A 15,351-nucleotide genomic window follows, 5' to 3' on the forward strand; every position below is an offset into this window, starting at 1 on the left:
GCCGACGCCGCCCCGCGCGATCCGCTTGCGGCGACCGGCCGGTGGAGCGCGAACGCCGATGGCCACGCCCCCGTCCCGCCGATGGGCTGGAATTCGTGGAACGCGTTCAACAGCGATGTCGACGAGGAGAAGGTGCTCGCCTCCGCGCAGGCGCTGGTCGACACGAAGCTGGTGACGCTCGGCTATCGCTACGTCAATATCGACGACGGCTGGTGGCTCAAGCGCCGCCAGCCCGACGGACGGATGATCATCCGTACCAGCCACTTCCCGTCTGCGGCGACCGGCCCCGACACGAGCTTCCGCCCGCTCACCGACCGGCTCCACTCGATGGGGCTGAAGGCCGGGATCTATTCGGACATCGGCCGCAACAGCTGCGGACAGATCTACACCCCCGATTTCAAGAACCAGCCCGAAGGCAGCGTCGCCGAACGCGAAGTCGGGCTCTACGGCCATGTCGATCAGGACATGAAGACCTATTTCCGCGACTGGAATTTCGATTTCATCAAGGTCGATGCCTGCGGTATCCGGGGGCTGCCCGCGGATGCGCCGCGCGTGCGATCGGGCCTGTATCGCGCGCTGCCGCCGCTGGTCGACATGCAGTCGCTCGGCCGGTCCGACGTGGCGGGTATCCGCCGCCTCTACGAAGATGTCGGGGCGGCGATCCGCGCCGAGGCGGCGGGACGTCCCTATGTCTATTCGCTGTGCCTCTGGGGCGCGGGCGACGTGCGGGCCTGGGGCAAGGACGTCGGCAACACCTCGCGCACCAGCGACGACATCCAGCCGCTCTGGCCGCGCATGCTGACCAACATGGACACCGTCACGCACCGCGCGCTCTATGCGCATCCCGGGTCGTGGAACGATGCGGACATGCTGTTCGTCGGGTCGGGTGATTTCGATCGCAGCCATCTCGTCGAGGCGCGGGCGCATTTCACGCTCTGGGCAATGCTGAACTCGCCGCTGATCATCGGCTATGACCTGCGCAAGCTGACGCCCGATCTGCTCGCGATCTTCGGCAATGCCGACATCGTCGCGCTGAACCAGGATCCGGCCGGCAATCAGGCGGTGCTCGCCTATGACTCGGACGAGGTGCAGATCCTCGTCAAGGCGCTGGCCGACGGCAGCAAGGGCGTCGCGGTCGTCAACCGGACCGCGCAGCCTGCCAAGGCGACGCTGACCGCCGAGCATCTCAAGCTGCGACCCGATATCGATGTCCGGTTGCGCGACCTGTGGAGCAAGGCGGACAGCAGCTTCCGCAAGGACATGGCCCTGTCGCTGGCCCCGCACGAGACGCGCGTGTTCCGCGCCGCGGGCACCCGGCGCCTTGCCGACGGGCTCTATCTTTCCGAACAGACCGGGCGGGTCAATCCGGCGGTGGACGGGGTCGCGTCGCCGCAGGCCGATCCGACCATCCACCGTTCGATCACCCCGTGGATCGGTACGCATGGGTCGGGCGAGCATGCGCAATATGGCGGCTGGGGTGGGGCCGAGGCGGACCGGGCACCCTATGGGAAGCTGTTGCGGATCGCCGGGACGGACTTCGACACGGGGCTCGGCGTGCTCGGCCAGTCGCGTCTCGAGGTGCGCAACGCCGGGTTCACGCGCTTCACGACGAAGGTCGGCGTCAACGATTCCGGCACCCCCAAGGCAGGCACGGTCACGTTCGAGGTCTGGGGCGACGGGCGCCTGCTCGCGACCTCCCCCGCGATGGCGTTCGGCATGGCCGCCGCGCCGCTGCGCGCGGACATCAAGGGGGTGCGGATCGTCGAACTCGTCGCCCGTGGTAGCACCGCGACCGCGGCGCAGCCCGTCGCCTGGGCGGAGGCGGCGCTGCTGCGATAAACCGCGACCCGCCTTCGCCTATCGTGGCGCGCCGCTAGCCGGTGCCAGTCGCGAGAGGCGAAAGCTGTCGATGTCGATCCAACCGGTGCTGCGGGCCGGCGCGTAGCAGAACAGCGCGAACTGCTCGCCCTGGAACGTACCGGTCTGCCATGCGAAGGCGAGCGGGAAGTCACCGCCGAGCCCCGTCCAGCGAACACCGTCTGCGCTATAGGCGACCCGGCCCCGGCTCGTCGTGAAATCCATGTCGGTGCGCAGCCACAGCGTATCGCCCGGCGGCAGGTCGGTAGTGGCACGCGTTTCGGTCTGCGCGCCCTCGACCCGGTCCGTCGTCACTTCCATCGCGACCCGTGCCCGGCGGTTCGCGTTGCGCGTCACGGTCAGGTTCGCGCTGATCTGTCCCAGCGTGCCGAAACCGCAGCGGTCGCCGGGTGCCAGACGAGCGATATCAAGCTTCACCTCGCCGCGGCTCGCAGGCCCCTGCCCCTTTTGCGTCAGCGTGTTGCGCGCGGACCAGAAACGCTCCGCCACGGTCGGGCGCAACCGCAGCCAGCCGGGGCGTGCGGCAAGCGACCAGCGCTCCGGGTCGGGATTATGGTTCCACTGCCATTGCAGCCCGAGCCGCCGCCGCCCGAAGTCGTCCGACGTCGCGGGCTCGGCAAAGCGATGGCCCGCGATCGGCTTGGCTGCCTGACGCGGCACGCGGCCCGGGGCGGCGGGCGTACCCCAAACCGGCCAGTCGTCGCGCCAGAAGACCGGGCTGATATTGGTCATCCGCCCGATCGCGCCGCTATCCTCCATCACGAACCCGAACCAGCGCCCGTCCGGCAGATCGACCAGCGCGCCCTGATGCCCGCCGGTCGTGTCGTCGATCTGGTCGCGGGTTTCCCACGGCCCGAACAGGCTGCGCGACCGCGATACGGAGAGTGCGAGCCGCGGCGGCAGCGCGTTGAACAGATAATAATAGTCGCCACGCCGCAGCAGCTTCGACCCTTCGGCCCCCTTGATATAATGGATCTTGCGTGATGCCGTGACGTGCGCGAGCGCGCGGTCGAGCGTCAACAGCGTGATCGTCCCGTCGGCGGTGCTCGCGGTGGCGAGATAGGCGCGGCCGTCGGGCTCGATGAACAGGCCGGGATCGAACGCCTGGCGATCGAGCTCGTGGTAGCGCCACGGGCCGCGCACGTCCCTGGCATACCAGATCCGCGTATTCTGCCCGACCGGCGTGTTCGCCAGATAATAGGTGCCCGCGTGATAGCGCAGGCTCGAGGCATAGAGCCCCTTGCGATAGGCGTTGCCGCCGACCAGGTCATATTGCGGCCGACCCTCGAGACGCGCCACCAGATGCGACGTGATCGTCCAGTTCACCAGGTCGCGACTGTGCAGGATCGTGATCCCCGGCGTGTTCGCAAAGGTCGTCGACGCGAAATAATAGTCGCGGCCGACGCGGATGATGTCGGGATCCGGATAGTCCGCATAGAGCACCGGGTTGCGGTAGCTGCCATCGCCCTGATCCGATCGCCAGACCTGCGCCGAGGCCGCGGTCGCGAAGAGCAGGGCTGCGGCGATTGCCGATCCCGCCTTCATTTGCCGAACGCCAGCGCGCGCGCGAAGAACGGCATCATCTGGTCCTGCACGCGTCCCGCGACGCCACTGGTATGATCGCCCGGATAGAGGGCGAAGCGGTTGGCGATGCCGTAGCGGTCGAGCGCCTCGTGGAATTTGACCGCGTCGTCCTTCAATCCGTCGCGGTCGCCCACGTCGATCCCGATCGCGGCATAGCGGCGCAGGTCGCCGGCATATTGGTCGAGCATGGCGAGCGGGGCGTTGGCGGCCCAGCGCGCGGTCACGTCGGGCTGGGGCTGGCCGTCCTTGACCGGCAGGTCGAGATAGAGCGGCGGGGCCTTGGGATTGGGCGACCAGGCGGCGGCGGTCGCGAGTTGCGCCCGTACGCCCCAGGGCAGCGTCGCGCCGTCCGCAGGCGACTTCAGCGCCCGGATCGTGGCCTCGATCGCCGCATCGGGGGTGCCCAGCGCGCGCGTCGACAGGCAGCAGGGGCTCATCATGTAAAGCGCGCCGAAAATATCGGCATGCTTCATCCCGATCCGTGCGGTGCCATAGCCGCCCATCGAATGCCCCGCGAGGCCGCGACTGCGCCGATCCGCGATCGTCCGGTAATGTGCGTCGACATAGGCCACCAGGTCGTGCGCGACGAAGCGCTCGAAATCGCCCACCGTCACTGACCGCGAATAGAAGGAGCCGTTGTGCACCGTCTTGCTGTCGGGCAGCACGACGATCATTTCGCGGACGCCCCTGGCGAACGCCCCCTCGATGGTCTGCGGCACATGGATCTCGCCGATCCATTGCTCCACGCCGATCGAATAGCCGTGCAGCGCATAGACCACGGGATAGCGTTTGCCCGGACTGGTCCGGTAGCCGGGCGGGAGGATGACGATGACCGCGCGGTCGGGACTATTCCCCTCCAGATTGCCGGTGATGGCGGGGGAATGGACGGTGATGCGCTCGACCGTGACGGCCTTCGCGCCTGCCACGACCGCGGGCGCCGGGGTCTTCACCTGCGCGCCCGTACTCCCGATCGATGCCAGCCCCAGCGCCGCACCCAGCAGCCACGTTCCACCACGACTCCGCATCGCATCCCCCATCCATCGTCACTGCCGAACACGTCATGCCCGGCCGGCCGGTCAGCGCAGATCGAGCACCAGCACCGACTTTGCCGGGACGGTCACGCTGAGCGTCCCGCCCGCGATCCGGGCATCGGCAAAGGGCTGCGGGGTCACCGCATCCGGCGAATCGAAGCTGTTATGCGCGTCCATCGTCGGACCGGTGACGATCCGGCCGCTCGCCTGGGTCGCCTGCAACCCCGTCATCGCGACCGAGACCGGCATCGCCCGATTGGGGTCGAGGTTGACCAGCGCGACATGCACCTGCCCCGCCGCGTCACGCACCGCCGACGCGCTGACCGCGGGCACCGCCACCTCGTCCTTGTGATACCAAGGCGAAGTCAGCGTGATCGGCAGCGAGGTCGCGCCCTGCCACGGCTTGTACAGGTCGAACACCCAATAGGTCGCGTCTTCACCATCCTGGCGCCGTCGGTCAGCAGCATCGCCTGCAGGACGTTCACCATCTGCGCGATCGCCGCCATCTTCACCCGGTCGGCATGGCGCGCGAAGATGTTGATGTTGAGCCCCGCGACGACCGCATCGCGCACCGAATTCTGCTGTTCGAGAAAGCCCGGGTTGCTGCCCGGCGTCGGATCGTACCATGTCCCCCATTCGTCAACCGCAAGCATCACGCGCTTGGCAGGATCATATTTGTCCATGATCGCCGAATGCTTGGTGATGAACTCCTCCATCTGCAGCGTGTGCGCCATGGTGCTTGCCCATTCGCGCTCGGCAAAGCCCAGCGCCGGCCCCTTGTCGGCCCAGTTCTTGTCGCGCGGACGCGTGTAATAATGCAGCGCGAGCCCGTCGATATTCTTGCCGGCGATGCGCATCATCGCATCGGTCCATTCATAGTTGGAATCGCTCGGGCCGCTCGCGATCTTGAGCATCGGGCCGTTCGCGGACTTGGCGAACTGGGCATAGCGGTTGGTCAGATCGGCGGCATATTCCGCACGCATGTTGCCGCCACAGCCCCATAGTTCGTTGCCGATGCCGAGATACTGGATCTTCCACGGCGCGGCGTGGCCGTTGCGCTCGCGCTCCTTCGCCAGCACCGTGGTACCCTGCGGCGCGGTCATGTATTCGACCCATTGCGCGGTCTCGGCGGGCGGTGCGCTGCCGACATTGGCCGAGACATAGGTGCTGCCGCCCAGCCGGTCCATCAGCCCGAAATATTCGTGCGTGCCGAAACTGTTATCCTCGTTGACGCCGCCCCAGTTGGTATTGACCTTGGTCGGCCGCGCCTTGGTCGCGCCGATCCCGTCACGCCAGTGATATTCGTCGGCAAAACAGCCACCGGGCCAGCGCACCATCGGCACGTTGATCGCCTTCATCGCCGCGAGCACGTCGCGCCGGTAGCCGCCGTCATTGGGGATCCGCGAATTCTTGCCGACCCAGATGCCGCCATAGATGCCATGACCGAGATGCTCGGCGAACTGCCCGAACACGTCGCGGTGGATCTGCGGGCCGGGCTTGTCGGCCTGCAAGGTCGCACTGGCCGTCTCCGCCGACAGGGTCTGCGCTGCGGCGCCGCCGGACAGCGCCGTGCCCGCAAGGATCAGCGGCGCGAGCAACGACGCTGCGGTCATGCGTCCCATGCTACGAGGGCGGATGGCGCACGACCGTGCGAGGCGAGGACTGATCCGGTTCATGCTCTCCCTTTCGGCCCCTTGGCGAGGCCCCGTCTTTTGAAGTTAATAGTAGGAGTAGTCGACTCTACGCGTCCGTCAACCGCGGTTGGTGACCGATGGCCGTGTCAGGGTCGCTTGAACGTCCACCGTCCCGCCGGGCTTGCCGGATCGAATGCCGCAAGGGTCGGCGTGCTCGCACCGATCGCGACCAGCGCGAGATCCCGCCCGTCCCCGGGCACGACCTTCGGTTTGATCCGGTAACTGCCGTCGGTGAGCTGATCGATCTGCCATAGGGGCTCGGCGCCTGCGGTGGCGGCGGTGATCGTCTCGACCTCCCCGTTCGGGGTCGCGGCAAGCATGCGCGACGTGCCTGCGATCGCGATCCGGTAATAGGGGGCGCCGAAATAGCCCCCCGCCGCGGGCACCGGCGTGATCGTCCACAACTGATGCGGGCGCACCAGATAGTCCGCCAGATCCACCCGGATCCGCCCGCGTGGCCAGTCGGCAGAATCCTGTGCCAGCGTCTGGTCGGGAATCGGCCCGACCGGATCGGTCGCGGCCGCCATGAAACTGCGGCGAACGTCGAACGGAATGCGGACGATATCGGTCGCCAGACTCAAGGCATAGCCGCTGCGCTCGGAGGCGATCTCATAGGTGCCCGGCGCCACCGTCTCGCCCACGACCGGCCAGCCGTCCGTCCACCGCAGGGGTTCGATCGCAAGGACACTCCGGCCGCTGCGATCCATGTCGGCCTCATAATGGAGCGACAGCTTCTCGACCCCGCCGGCGAGCGCGATCCGTCCGAAATGCCCCGGTCCGATGCGGCGACCGCGCGCGCTGACGACCATCTTGCCGCCGCCCCGCAGCAGCGGGATCCCCATATGGTCGAGATAGGGGCCAAGCGGGCTGCGCGCCCGGCCTGCGCGAATGTGATAGGTCGAATTGGGCCCGTCGCAGCACGTGCCGTGCGTGCCCAGCAGATAGTAATAGCCGTCGCGATACAGCATCACGGTGGCCTCCATGTCGATCGCCACGTCGACGGGCACGTTGCCCGCCATGCGCAGTCCCGTCTTCGGGTCGAGTTCGATCATCCGGATCGGGCCGAAATAGGTGCCGTAGGTCAGCCACAACCGACCCTCGGCGTAGAGAAACGCAGGATCGATCGCATCCGCGGTCTCGACCCCGTCACTCGACGCGACGACGCCGATGTCGTGGAACTTGAAGCGCGGCGATGCCGGATCGAGCGACAGCGTCCACATCATTTTGACCTGGCTGGCATGGCCGCCCCCCATGCCCCCGCCGCCGACCGCATAGGCGACGTAATAGCGGTCGCCGATCCTGATGACGTCGGGCGCCACCCCGCCGCCCGGCCGCTCGGGGCCGCCATGCCAGGTCCAGCCGTCTTCGGACACCAGCCCGCCGCCGCGGGTGCCGAACGTGTAGTATTTCCCGTCCGACAGCGTGACGGTCGAGGGATCGTGAATGAAGGGTTCGCCCGCCAATTGCGCGGCGGCGGGCGCTGCGCCCGCAAACCCGAGGCACACCGCGATCAGTCCGCACCGCATCCGGAGACCTCGCTGTTGCCGAACCGCGGTATCGCGACGGGGGCTATCGAACATGGGTCGTCAGATCGGTGATCGGGCGGCCGGCTTCGTCGACGAAGCGGACGCAGAAGCTGCTCAGCCCGGGGCCGTTGATCACCGCGCCGCGGATGACGTTGCGTCCCTTGCGCAGCGTCAGGCGATCCGACAGCACGTCGTCCATCACCATGCGACGGTCGTTGAACAGCCCGACCGCCTCGGTGCCGTTCAGCCACCAGATCGATGCCGCGTTCGAACCGACCGCCAGGCGGACGTTGCGCTGCTCGCGGGGGCTGTCGACGATCGTCACCGCCCAGAATATCACGCCATAGGTCGGCGCCCCCAGTGCCTTGGCGAAGTCGAACAGCTTGACGTCGAACCCTTTCGAATCAAGTGCATGCCAGCGCAGTGGCGCGGCGGCCTTTTCAACCTGCCCGTCCCTCGGGATTGCGGCCGGCGACCCCGGCTGGGATGCGGTCAGGGCCTGCCGGACATAGGTGGCGGTAAAGCCGGTGTTCGTGCGATTGGGTTTGGCGATCGGTTCGAGCAACAACCAGCGGCGCAGAAAGCCGTCGCGGTCGGGCGTCGTCGTCGCCTCCGACACCGCCGTGAAATAGGGCGCTAGCTCGGGCGGTATCGGTCTGGCCGCAGTCTGGGGATCCGCCACGGCGGTGATTGCGTTCGAACCCGGCGTCGCCAAAGGCTGCGCCGCCGTGCCGGGCGACAGGCCTGCCAGCAACAGCATGCATGACCAGTGCACAAGCGATCCCCGCGGTGCACGACTTCGATCGGTGATGAGCCCCGTCATCTCTCTCCCTCCGCCACGGCATCGGGTCGATCCACCGGCGCCTTCGCCCGATGCCTGCCCTGCTCGTAAGGCGCGAACGTAAGTCGATACCGCTATCATGTCCAGCCGCGTATCGGCTGGCATTCCAGGTCCTGATCACATGGTAGCGCCGCCGAAAGTTAGCGCTATAGTCGGAGTAAGAATGACCGGTCAGCGATCGGCGACATTGGGACTTGGGAGAGGGTATATGACGGGAACGGCTTGGTTTTGCCTGCTGGGGACACTGGTTTCGACCGCGATACCCGGGGTCGCGCGCGCGCTGCCGCGCGATGCCGCAGCCCCGCAGGATGCCACCGCACGACCACGCATCGCCCCTGCCCGCACAGGTCGGGCCGCGCGCCCGGACGCGGTTGCACCGACGCTTGGCGAGGCGGGCTATTACGAGGCACCGGCCGTCAACGTGCTGGTCTTCTCGAACTGGTATGACGGGCTGTTCGCCGATTCGAAGATCAGCGGCGTCGAGATCATCCAGCAGGGCGAACGGATCGCGACCAATGGCGACGTGCGCCTGTCCGCCACGCCGGGGCAATGGGATGCGACCGCGCGATTCGTCGACCGGCAGGTCGATCGCGCGGCCGGCACCGTCACCGTCACGCTCGAATATCCCGACTATAACTGGCGATACCGGATCCGCTCCTCGACCAAGGGCGCGGCCGTCGCGCTGGCGGTGATCCTCGACGCGCCCGTTCCCGCGGTGCTTGCGGGCAAGGCGGGATTCAACCTCGAATTCCTCCCCGCCGCCTATTTTCACCACGGCTATATCGCGGACGATCGCAGCGGCGTCTTCCCGCTGCACCCCGCCGACACGATGACCGCGACGCCACAGCGCAATGCGGCGAGCGGTCGCGCCGAGGGGCCGGGCGCAGAGCCGAACGCCATTGCGCAGGGCACCCGCTTCGTCCTCGCGCCCGAGGATCCCGCCCGCCGCGTGACGATCCGCTCGAGCGCGCCGGTGCAGCTGTTCGACGGTCGTAATCAGGCGCAGAATGGCTGGTTCGTGCTCCGCTCGCTCCTGCCTGCCGGGCGGATCGGGACCGTGCTCGAATGGGAGGTTCAGCCGAACAGCGTCCCGGGCTGGCTGCGCGCGCCCGTGATCGCGCATTCGCAGCTCGGCTATGCCCCCGGCGCACGCAAGGTCGCGACAATCGAGCTCGACCGCAACGATCGCACGACGGCACCGGCGCGCCTGCTGCGGGTCGGCGCCGATGGCAGCACGACAACGGTCAAGACCGCACCGGCGACCCGCTGGGGCGATTATTTGCGCTACAGCTATCACCAGCTCGATTTCAGCGACGTCCGCCAGCCCGGCCTCTACATGCTCGAATATGGCGCGACGCGCACCGCGCCGTTCCGCATCGCGGACGACGTCTATGCGGGCGCATGGCATCCGACGCTCGACGTTTACTTCCCCGTCGCAATGGATCACATGTACGTGAACGAGGGCTATCGCGTCTGGCATGGCGACGCGCACCGCGACGATGCGCGTCAGGCGCCGCTGAACCACGAACATATCGATCTCTACGCGCAGGGGCCGACCACCGACACCAAGTACAAGCCGGGGGAGCATATCCCCGGTCTCGCGGTCGGCGGCTGGTTCGACGCGGGCGATTTCGACATCCGCACCCAGTCGCAATATCAGGTCGTCCGGTCGCTGGTCGACACCTGGGAGAAATGGCGCCCGACGCGCGACACGACCGCGGTCGATTGGACCCGTCGCCGGACGGAGATCCACGTCCCCGACGGCACGCCCGATCTGCTCCAGCAGATCCGCCACGGCACGCTGCAGCTGGTTGCCCAGTTCGATGCGGTCGGTCATGCCATCCACGGCATCGTCGAGCCCGACGTCGCGCAATATACGCATCTCGGCGACGCATCGACCAAGACCGACGGACTGATCCACGATCCGGCGCTGAAGCTCGGCGAGGAACGCGGTGGCCGCAGCGGGACGCCCGACGATCGCTGGGCCTTCACGACCAAGGCTTCGGCGCTCAACTATGGCTCGATCGCCGCGCTTGCCGCCGCATCGCGCTCACTTGGCGAGGCCGATCCGGCGCTGGCCAGGACGGCGCTGGGGATCGCGACGCGCATCTGGGCGGAAGAGCAGACGCATGCCCCCGACCTGTACCAGCATGGCAACACCACCGGTGGCCCGCTCGACTCGGAGCGGTTCGCCGCCGCCGTCGAATTGCTGCGCACGACCCGCGACCCGCGCTATGCCACCGCGGTCCAAGCGTTATGGCCGGCGATGGAGCGGCGCTTCGCGTTCAACCTGCGCGACGCCGTCGCCGCGATCCCGCTCATGCCGCAAAGCTATCGCGAGGGCATGATCCCCGCGGTCCGCGCCTATGCGGCCGCGACGGTCAAAGCGGCCGCAGCAAACCCGTTCGGCGTGCCGATCACGACGGGCGGCTGGGCCGGAAGCGGCACGGTGATCGCCGGTGCGCTGAACGCCTATGCGCTGCACAAGGCGTTTCCGGACATCATGCCCGCCGATCCGGTGTTCCGCGGTGCGGAGTTCCTGCTGGGGCATCACCCCGGTTCGGACATCTCGTTCGTGTCGGGCGTCGGGACACGATCCAAGGAGGTCGCCTACGGCAACAACCGCGCCGACTTCTCGTTCATCGCCGGCGGCGTGGTGCCGGGTGTCCTGATCGTGAAACCCGATTTCCCCGAAAATCACGAGGACTGGCCGTTCTTCTGGGGCGAAAACGAATATGTCATCCCCGAGGCGCGATGTGGATCGAACTGGCGCACGCAATGCAGGATCTTGCGGGCAAGCCCCCGGCGAAGTGACGCGCAGCGGGTGCCGCGCCTAGCGCCGCACCCGCGTGACGTGACCCATCTTACGGCCGGGCCGCGCCGTCCCCTTGCCGTAGAGGTGCAGATGCGCGCCCGGTTCGGCGAGCAGATCCCGCCAGCGATCCACGTCACTGCCGATCAGGTTCTCCATCGTCGCCTCGCGCCCGGTCAGCGTCGGCGCGCCGAGCGGCAAACCGCAGATCGCGCGGATATGATTCTCGAACTGCGAGCATTCGGCGCCCTCGATCGTCCAGTGCCCCGAATTGTGCACGCGCGGCGCCATCTCGTTGAACACCGGGCCGTCCGCGCCGACAAAGAACTCGCAGGCCAGCACGCCGACATAGTCGAGCTCGGTCGCGATCCGCTCGGCGAGCGCCGCCGCCTCGTCCGCCTGCGCCAGCACGGCGGCGGGCGCGGGCACGGTAGAGTGCCGCAGGATCGCATCGCGGTGGAGGTTGAGCGGCGGAGCGTAGCGGACGATGCTGCCATCCAGCCCGCGCGCGATCAGGATCGAGAATTCATGCTCGAACGGCACGAACGCCTCGAGCACCGCGGGTCCGCCGATCGCATCCCAGGCGTCCTGTGCACCCTCGGGCGCGTCGATCTTCACCTGCCCCTTGCCGTCATAGCCGAACCGCGCGGTCTTGAGCACGGCGGGCGTCCCGACGCGCGCCAGCCCCTCGCGCAGGCTCGCGAGGCTGTCGACCGCCGCCCATTTCGCGGGCCGGCCACCGACGCTCTCGACGAAGCGCTTCTCGCCGATCCGCTCCTGTGCGACCCGCAAGGCGCGCGGGCTCGGATGCACGGGGACGCGATCGGCGAGCCATTCGACCGGCTCGACTGCGATATTCTCGAATTCGTAGGTCACCACGTCGCAGGCGTCGGCGAAGTCAGCGAGCACGATCCGGTTGTGATAATCGGCGCGCGTCATCGTCGAGGCGGACTGCGCGGCGACGCTTTCCTGGTCGGGGGCGAGCACATGCGTGTGATAGCCGAGCTGCGCCGCGGCGGTGGCAAGCATCCGGCCGAGCTGTCCGCCACCGAGAATGCCGATGGTCGATCCGGGGGGAAGCGGCGTCATGTCGGCGTCTTTCAGGCTGGGTCGGTGGCGACGGAATCGGTCTGCGCGGCGCGCCAGGCTTTCAGCCGCTCGGCCAGCGCGTCGTCGGCGGTCGCGAGGATCGCCGCGGCGAGCAGCCCCGCGTTGATCGCGCCGGGCTTGCCGATCGCCAGCGTGCCCACCGGGATGCCGCCGGGCATCTGGACGATCGACAGCAGGCTATCCATGCCCTTCAGCGCCTTGGATTCGACCGGCACGCCGAGCACTGGCAGGTGCGTCATCGCGGCCGCCATGCCGGGCAGATGCGCTGCGCCGCCCGCGCCGGCGATCACGACCTTCAGGCCCCGATCGGCGGCGGTCGTCGCATAGTCGTAGAGCCGCTGCGGGGTCCGATGCGCGGACACGACCCTGGTCTCGTACGCGACACCGAGCGCATCGAGCGTCTCGGCGGTGTGGCGCATCGTCTCCCAGTCGGAGGTGCTGCCCATGATGATGCCGACTAGAGCCAATTTCGCCCCCCGCTTCAGGAAGCGCCGTGCCTAGCGACGCGGGGGGACGAGGGCAACGCTGTTGGTGGCATCGTACGGATCGACCGCAAACGCGATTGCCACCATTTCCGACCGCACCTCCCCGGCGGAGGCCGGGGTCTGGGGGATGCCGTTAACGAAGCACGGCGCCTCGTCACTGCTACTTTTCCAACTGGGCCCCGGCCTTCGAGAAGAAAGGCTTACCGCTCGCTTAGATAGTAACGATCGGTCGCATTTAGGTTCGTGTCCAGATCGTACACGATCGGCTGACCCGTCGGGATCTCGAGGCTCGTGATCTCGTCGTCCGGGATGTTCGACAGGTGCTTGACCAGCGCGCGCAGCGAATTGCCGTGTGCCGAGATCAGGACGCGCTGCCCGTCCTTGAGCGCCGGCGCGATCCGGGCGTCCCAATAGGGCAGCACGCGATCGATCGTGTCCTTCAGGCTTTCGGCCTTCGGAATCGCGATGCCGTCATACCGGCGGTCCCTGGACAGGTCGAACTCGCTGCCATCTTCGAGCGGGGGCGGCGGCACGTCGAAGCTGCGGCGCCAGATATGGACCTGCGCGTCGCCATGCTTGGCCGCGGTCTCGGCCTTGTCGAGCCCGGTGAGCCCGCCATAATGCCGCTCGTTCAGCCGCCAGTCCTTCTCGACCGGCAGCCACAGCCGCCCCATCGCCTCGAGCGCGATGTTCAGCGTCTTGATCGCACGCGTCTGCAGGCTGACGAAGGTCTGGTCGAAATCGAGACCCTTGGCCGCCATCAGCTCGCCTGCCGCCTTGGCCTCGGCCTCGCCCTTGGCGGTCATGTCGACGTCCCACCAGCCGGTGAAACGGTTTTCGAGGTTCCAGCTGGACTGGCCGTGGCGGATCAGGACGAGTTTGGGCATGCGGGCTCCTGCAATGGCGAGGGACGAAATGGAAATGCGGCGATCGCCCCCTAACCGTCATCCTGACGAAAGTCAGGCTGACGGTTAGGGATCAGATCGCGTCGATTACATCCGCGAGCGTCTCGAGCATCGCGTGCGCGAGCTGCTTCGACCGCTCCGGCGACCAGCCATATTCGGCATCGGGATTCGCGTCGTGATCCTTGAACGGCATCTCGAGCGTCATCGATACCGCGCCGAAGCGCTCGGCAAGCTGGTTGGTCGACATCGACAGGTTGGCGGTGCCCGGCGCGGACTTGGGATAGCCCTTCTCGGTCTGGAAGTCGGGCGTGTGCGCCGCGAGACGGCGGCCATAATCGTAGAATTTCTCGCCATGCGCATCGGTCCAGGACGGGATGCCCTCATAGCCCGCGATGAAGTTCGCCGGGATCGCCTCGTCGCCATGAATGTCCATCGCTATGTCGACGCCGGTCACGTCCATCGCGTTGCGGACGCACAGGACCTCGGGGCTCTTTTCCGCGCTCGGCGTCGCCCATTCGCGGTTGAGGTTCACCCCGGCCGCATTGGTGCGCAGATGCCCGCGATACGTGCCGTCGGGGTTCATGTTTGGCACGACGTGGAACGTCGCCTTTTCCAGCAGCGTCGCGGTCACCGGGTCGGCCGAATCGGTCAGCCGCTCCAGCGCGCCTTCCATCCACCATTCGGTCATCGATTCGCCGGGATGCTGGCGGCCATAGATCCAGACCTGCTTGGGCCCGGTGCCGATCGTGAAGGCATCGATCGCTTGGCCGTCGAGCGACTGACCGAGCTCGCGGTGCGTGACGCCCGGCAGCAGGGCGGTCCGCGCGACCAGCGCCGCATGCATCTCCATCGTGTACGGCGCGAAATAGGCGAACCAAGCGAGGTCGGTCTCGGCGGTGAAGTCGAATTCGAGCACGCCATCGGCGTAGCGCGTTTCGATCATCCGCCACGCCTGCCGATCGGTGCTCGCCCGCGCCTTGTAGCCGGGCCAGCCGAACGGATAGGCCGAACGACCGGCATTCAGGATCCGGTAGGTCAGCGTCCGGCCCGCCGCCCCCGCCACGCGGAAGTAGAACCACTGGAAATAGTCGGAGTCGCGGTCCTTGACGATTTCCAGGTCGATCCGGTCGCCATCGACCCGCACGAGGCGGATATTGCCGCCATCGAAGGCGGCATTGATGGCGAGAGGCGTGGTGGCGGCGGCGGTCATCGGGCGATCGTTCATTTCACCTGGATAGTGCGACCGGACTCGCCGGGGAACCCCGCGAACAGCGCGCTGGCGAGCTTTTCGGCCTGGATCTGGCTCGTCGCATCGGGCTTCCTTGCGTCGGCGAAGGTCTGCGCGCGCCCCTCCCAGACCGGCGACTGGTCGAGCGACCGCTTGATCGTCACCGCCATCTCGGTGACCAGGATCGCGTCGCGGCCGCCCCCACCAATTGGGAAGCCGACCCCGCCGCCAACGCCCCACACCGCCGCCGCCCCGGC

Annotated in this window: 9 protein-coding genes and 3 pseudogenes; 2 read left to right on the forward strand and 10 right to left on the reverse strand. The window is 67.5% G+C overall.

Annotated elements, in window-relative coordinates:
• A partial coding sequence (locus NI18_RS10380) for an NPCBM/NEW2 domain-containing protein (protein WP_037529866.1) occupies positions 1-1,839 on the forward strand: 1,839 nt, incomplete at its 5' end.
• A gap of 18 nt (positions 1,840-1,857) precedes the next feature.
• On the opposite strand, the gene NI18_RS10385 is transcribed toward NI18_RS10380, so the two are convergent.
• The 5 genes and pseudogenes from NI18_RS10385 to NI18_RS10405 form a co-directional block, all read right to left on the reverse strand.
• On the reverse strand, positions 1,858-3,423 hold the full coding sequence (locus NI18_RS10385; RefSeq protein WP_037529867.1) for a glycoside hydrolase 43 family protein: 1,566 nt from the start codon (positions 3,421-3,423) through the stop codon (positions 1,858-1,860).
• Entirely contained in the window at positions 3,420-4,487 is a 1,068-nt protein-coding gene (locus NI18_RS10390; protein WP_031440985.1) for an alpha/beta hydrolase-fold protein, read from the reverse strand. The genes NI18_RS10385 and NI18_RS10390 overlap by 4 nt, the downstream gene beginning before the upstream one ends.
• A 51-nt stretch (positions 4,488-4,538) precedes the next feature.
• Positions 4,539-6,106: pseudogene (locus tag NI18_RS10395) on the reverse strand (alpha-L-arabinofuranosidase C-terminal domain-containing protein).
• Between the two features lie 167 nt (positions 6,107-6,273).
• Positions 6,274-7,713, reverse strand: coding sequence for a family 43 glycosylhydrolase (locus NI18_RS10400; protein ID WP_052149130.1), 1,440 nt, complete (start codon positions 7,711-7,713; stop codon positions 6,274-6,276).
• Between the two features lie 43 nt (positions 7,714-7,756).
• Positions 7,757-8,536 (reverse strand): acetylxylan esterase, encoded by a 780-nt coding sequence (locus tag NI18_RS10405; RefSeq protein WP_306286351.1) that lies wholly within the window; start codon positions 8,534-8,536, stop codon positions 7,757-7,759.
• Positions 8,537-9,383: 847 nt separating this feature from the next.
• Here NI18_RS10405 and NI18_RS10410 point away from each other — a divergent pair.
• Positions 9,384-11,093, forward strand: a pseudogene (locus NI18_RS10410) (glycoside hydrolase family 9 protein); the annotation flags it as partial.
• 294 nt (positions 11,094-11,387) lie between these two features.
• On the opposite strand, the gene NI18_RS10415 reads toward NI18_RS10410, so the two are convergent.
• From NI18_RS10415 to NI18_RS25045, 5 genes and pseudogenes are all read right to left on the reverse strand, one after another.
• A complete protein-coding gene (locus tag NI18_RS10415) occupies positions 11,388-12,455 on the reverse strand; it encodes a 5-(carboxyamino)imidazole ribonucleotide synthase (RefSeq protein ID WP_031439532.1) in 1,068 nt (355 codons plus the stop codon).
• A gap of 11 nt (positions 12,456-12,466) precedes the next feature.
• Positions 12,467-12,922 carry a 5-(carboxyamino)imidazole ribonucleotide mutase gene (gene purE, locus NI18_RS10420; RefSeq protein ID WP_031395074.1) on the reverse strand — a complete coding sequence of 152 codons (456 nt, stop codon included), beginning with the start codon at positions 12,920-12,922 and terminating at the stop codon, positions 12,467-12,469.
• Positions 12,923-13,161: 239 nt separating this feature from the next.
• Positions 13,162-13,848 (reverse strand): 2,3-diphosphoglycerate-dependent phosphoglycerate mutase, encoded by a 687-nt coding sequence (gene gpmA, locus NI18_RS10425; RefSeq protein WP_037529868.1) that lies wholly within the window; start codon positions 13,846-13,848, stop codon positions 13,162-13,164.
• Between the two features lie 91 nt (positions 13,849-13,939).
• A complete protein-coding gene (locus NI18_RS10430) occupies positions 13,940-15,076 on the reverse strand; it encodes a M14-type cytosolic carboxypeptidase (RefSeq protein ID WP_031439530.1) in 1,137 nt (378 codons plus the stop codon).
• Positions 15,077-15,087: 11 nt separating this feature from the next.
• A pseudogene (locus NI18_RS25045) lies at positions 15,088-15,351 on the reverse strand (hypothetical protein); the annotation flags it as partial.

This window comes from Sphingomonas sp. Ant20, assembly GCF_000783375.1.
In the GTDB taxonomy this organism is placed as follows: Bacteria; Pseudomonadota; Alphaproteobacteria; order Sphingomonadales; family Sphingomonadaceae; genus Sphingomonas; species Sphingomonas aerolata.

What these genes read in the sequence shown, in the direction of transcription:
- NI18_RS10385 (WP_037529867.1), bottom strand. Translation starts at nt 3,423, where the DNA reads ATGAAGGCGGGATCGGCAATCGCCGCAGCCCTGCTCTTCGCGACCGCG.
- NI18_RS10390 (WP_031440985.1), bottom strand. Translation starts at nt 4,487, where the DNA reads ATGCGGAGTCGTGGTGGAACGTGGCTGCTGGGTGCGGCGCTGGGGCTG.
- NI18_RS10400 (WP_052149130.1), bottom strand. Translation starts at nt 7,713, where the DNA reads ATGCGGTGCGGACTGATCGCGGTGTGCCTCGGGTTTGCGGGCGCAGCG.
- NI18_RS10405 (WP_306286351.1), bottom strand. Translation starts at nt 8,536, where the DNA reads ATGACGGGGCTCATCACCGATCGAAGTCGTGCACCGCGGGGATCGCTT.
- NI18_RS10415 (WP_031439532.1), bottom strand. Translation starts at nt 12,455, where the DNA reads ATGACGCCGCTTCCCCCCGGATCGACCATCGGCATTCTCGGTGGCGGA.
- purE (WP_031395074.1), bottom strand. Translation starts at nt 12,922, where the DNA reads ATGGGCAGCACCTCCGACTGGGAGACGATGCGCCACACCGCCGAGACG.
- gpmA (WP_037529868.1), bottom strand. Translation starts at nt 13,848, where the DNA reads ATGCCCAAACTCGTCCTGATCCGCCACGGCCAGTCCAGCTGGAACCTC.
- NI18_RS10430 (WP_031439530.1), bottom strand. Translation starts at nt 15,076, where the DNA reads ATGACCGCCGCCGCCACCACGCCTCTCGCCATCAATGCCGCCTTCGAT.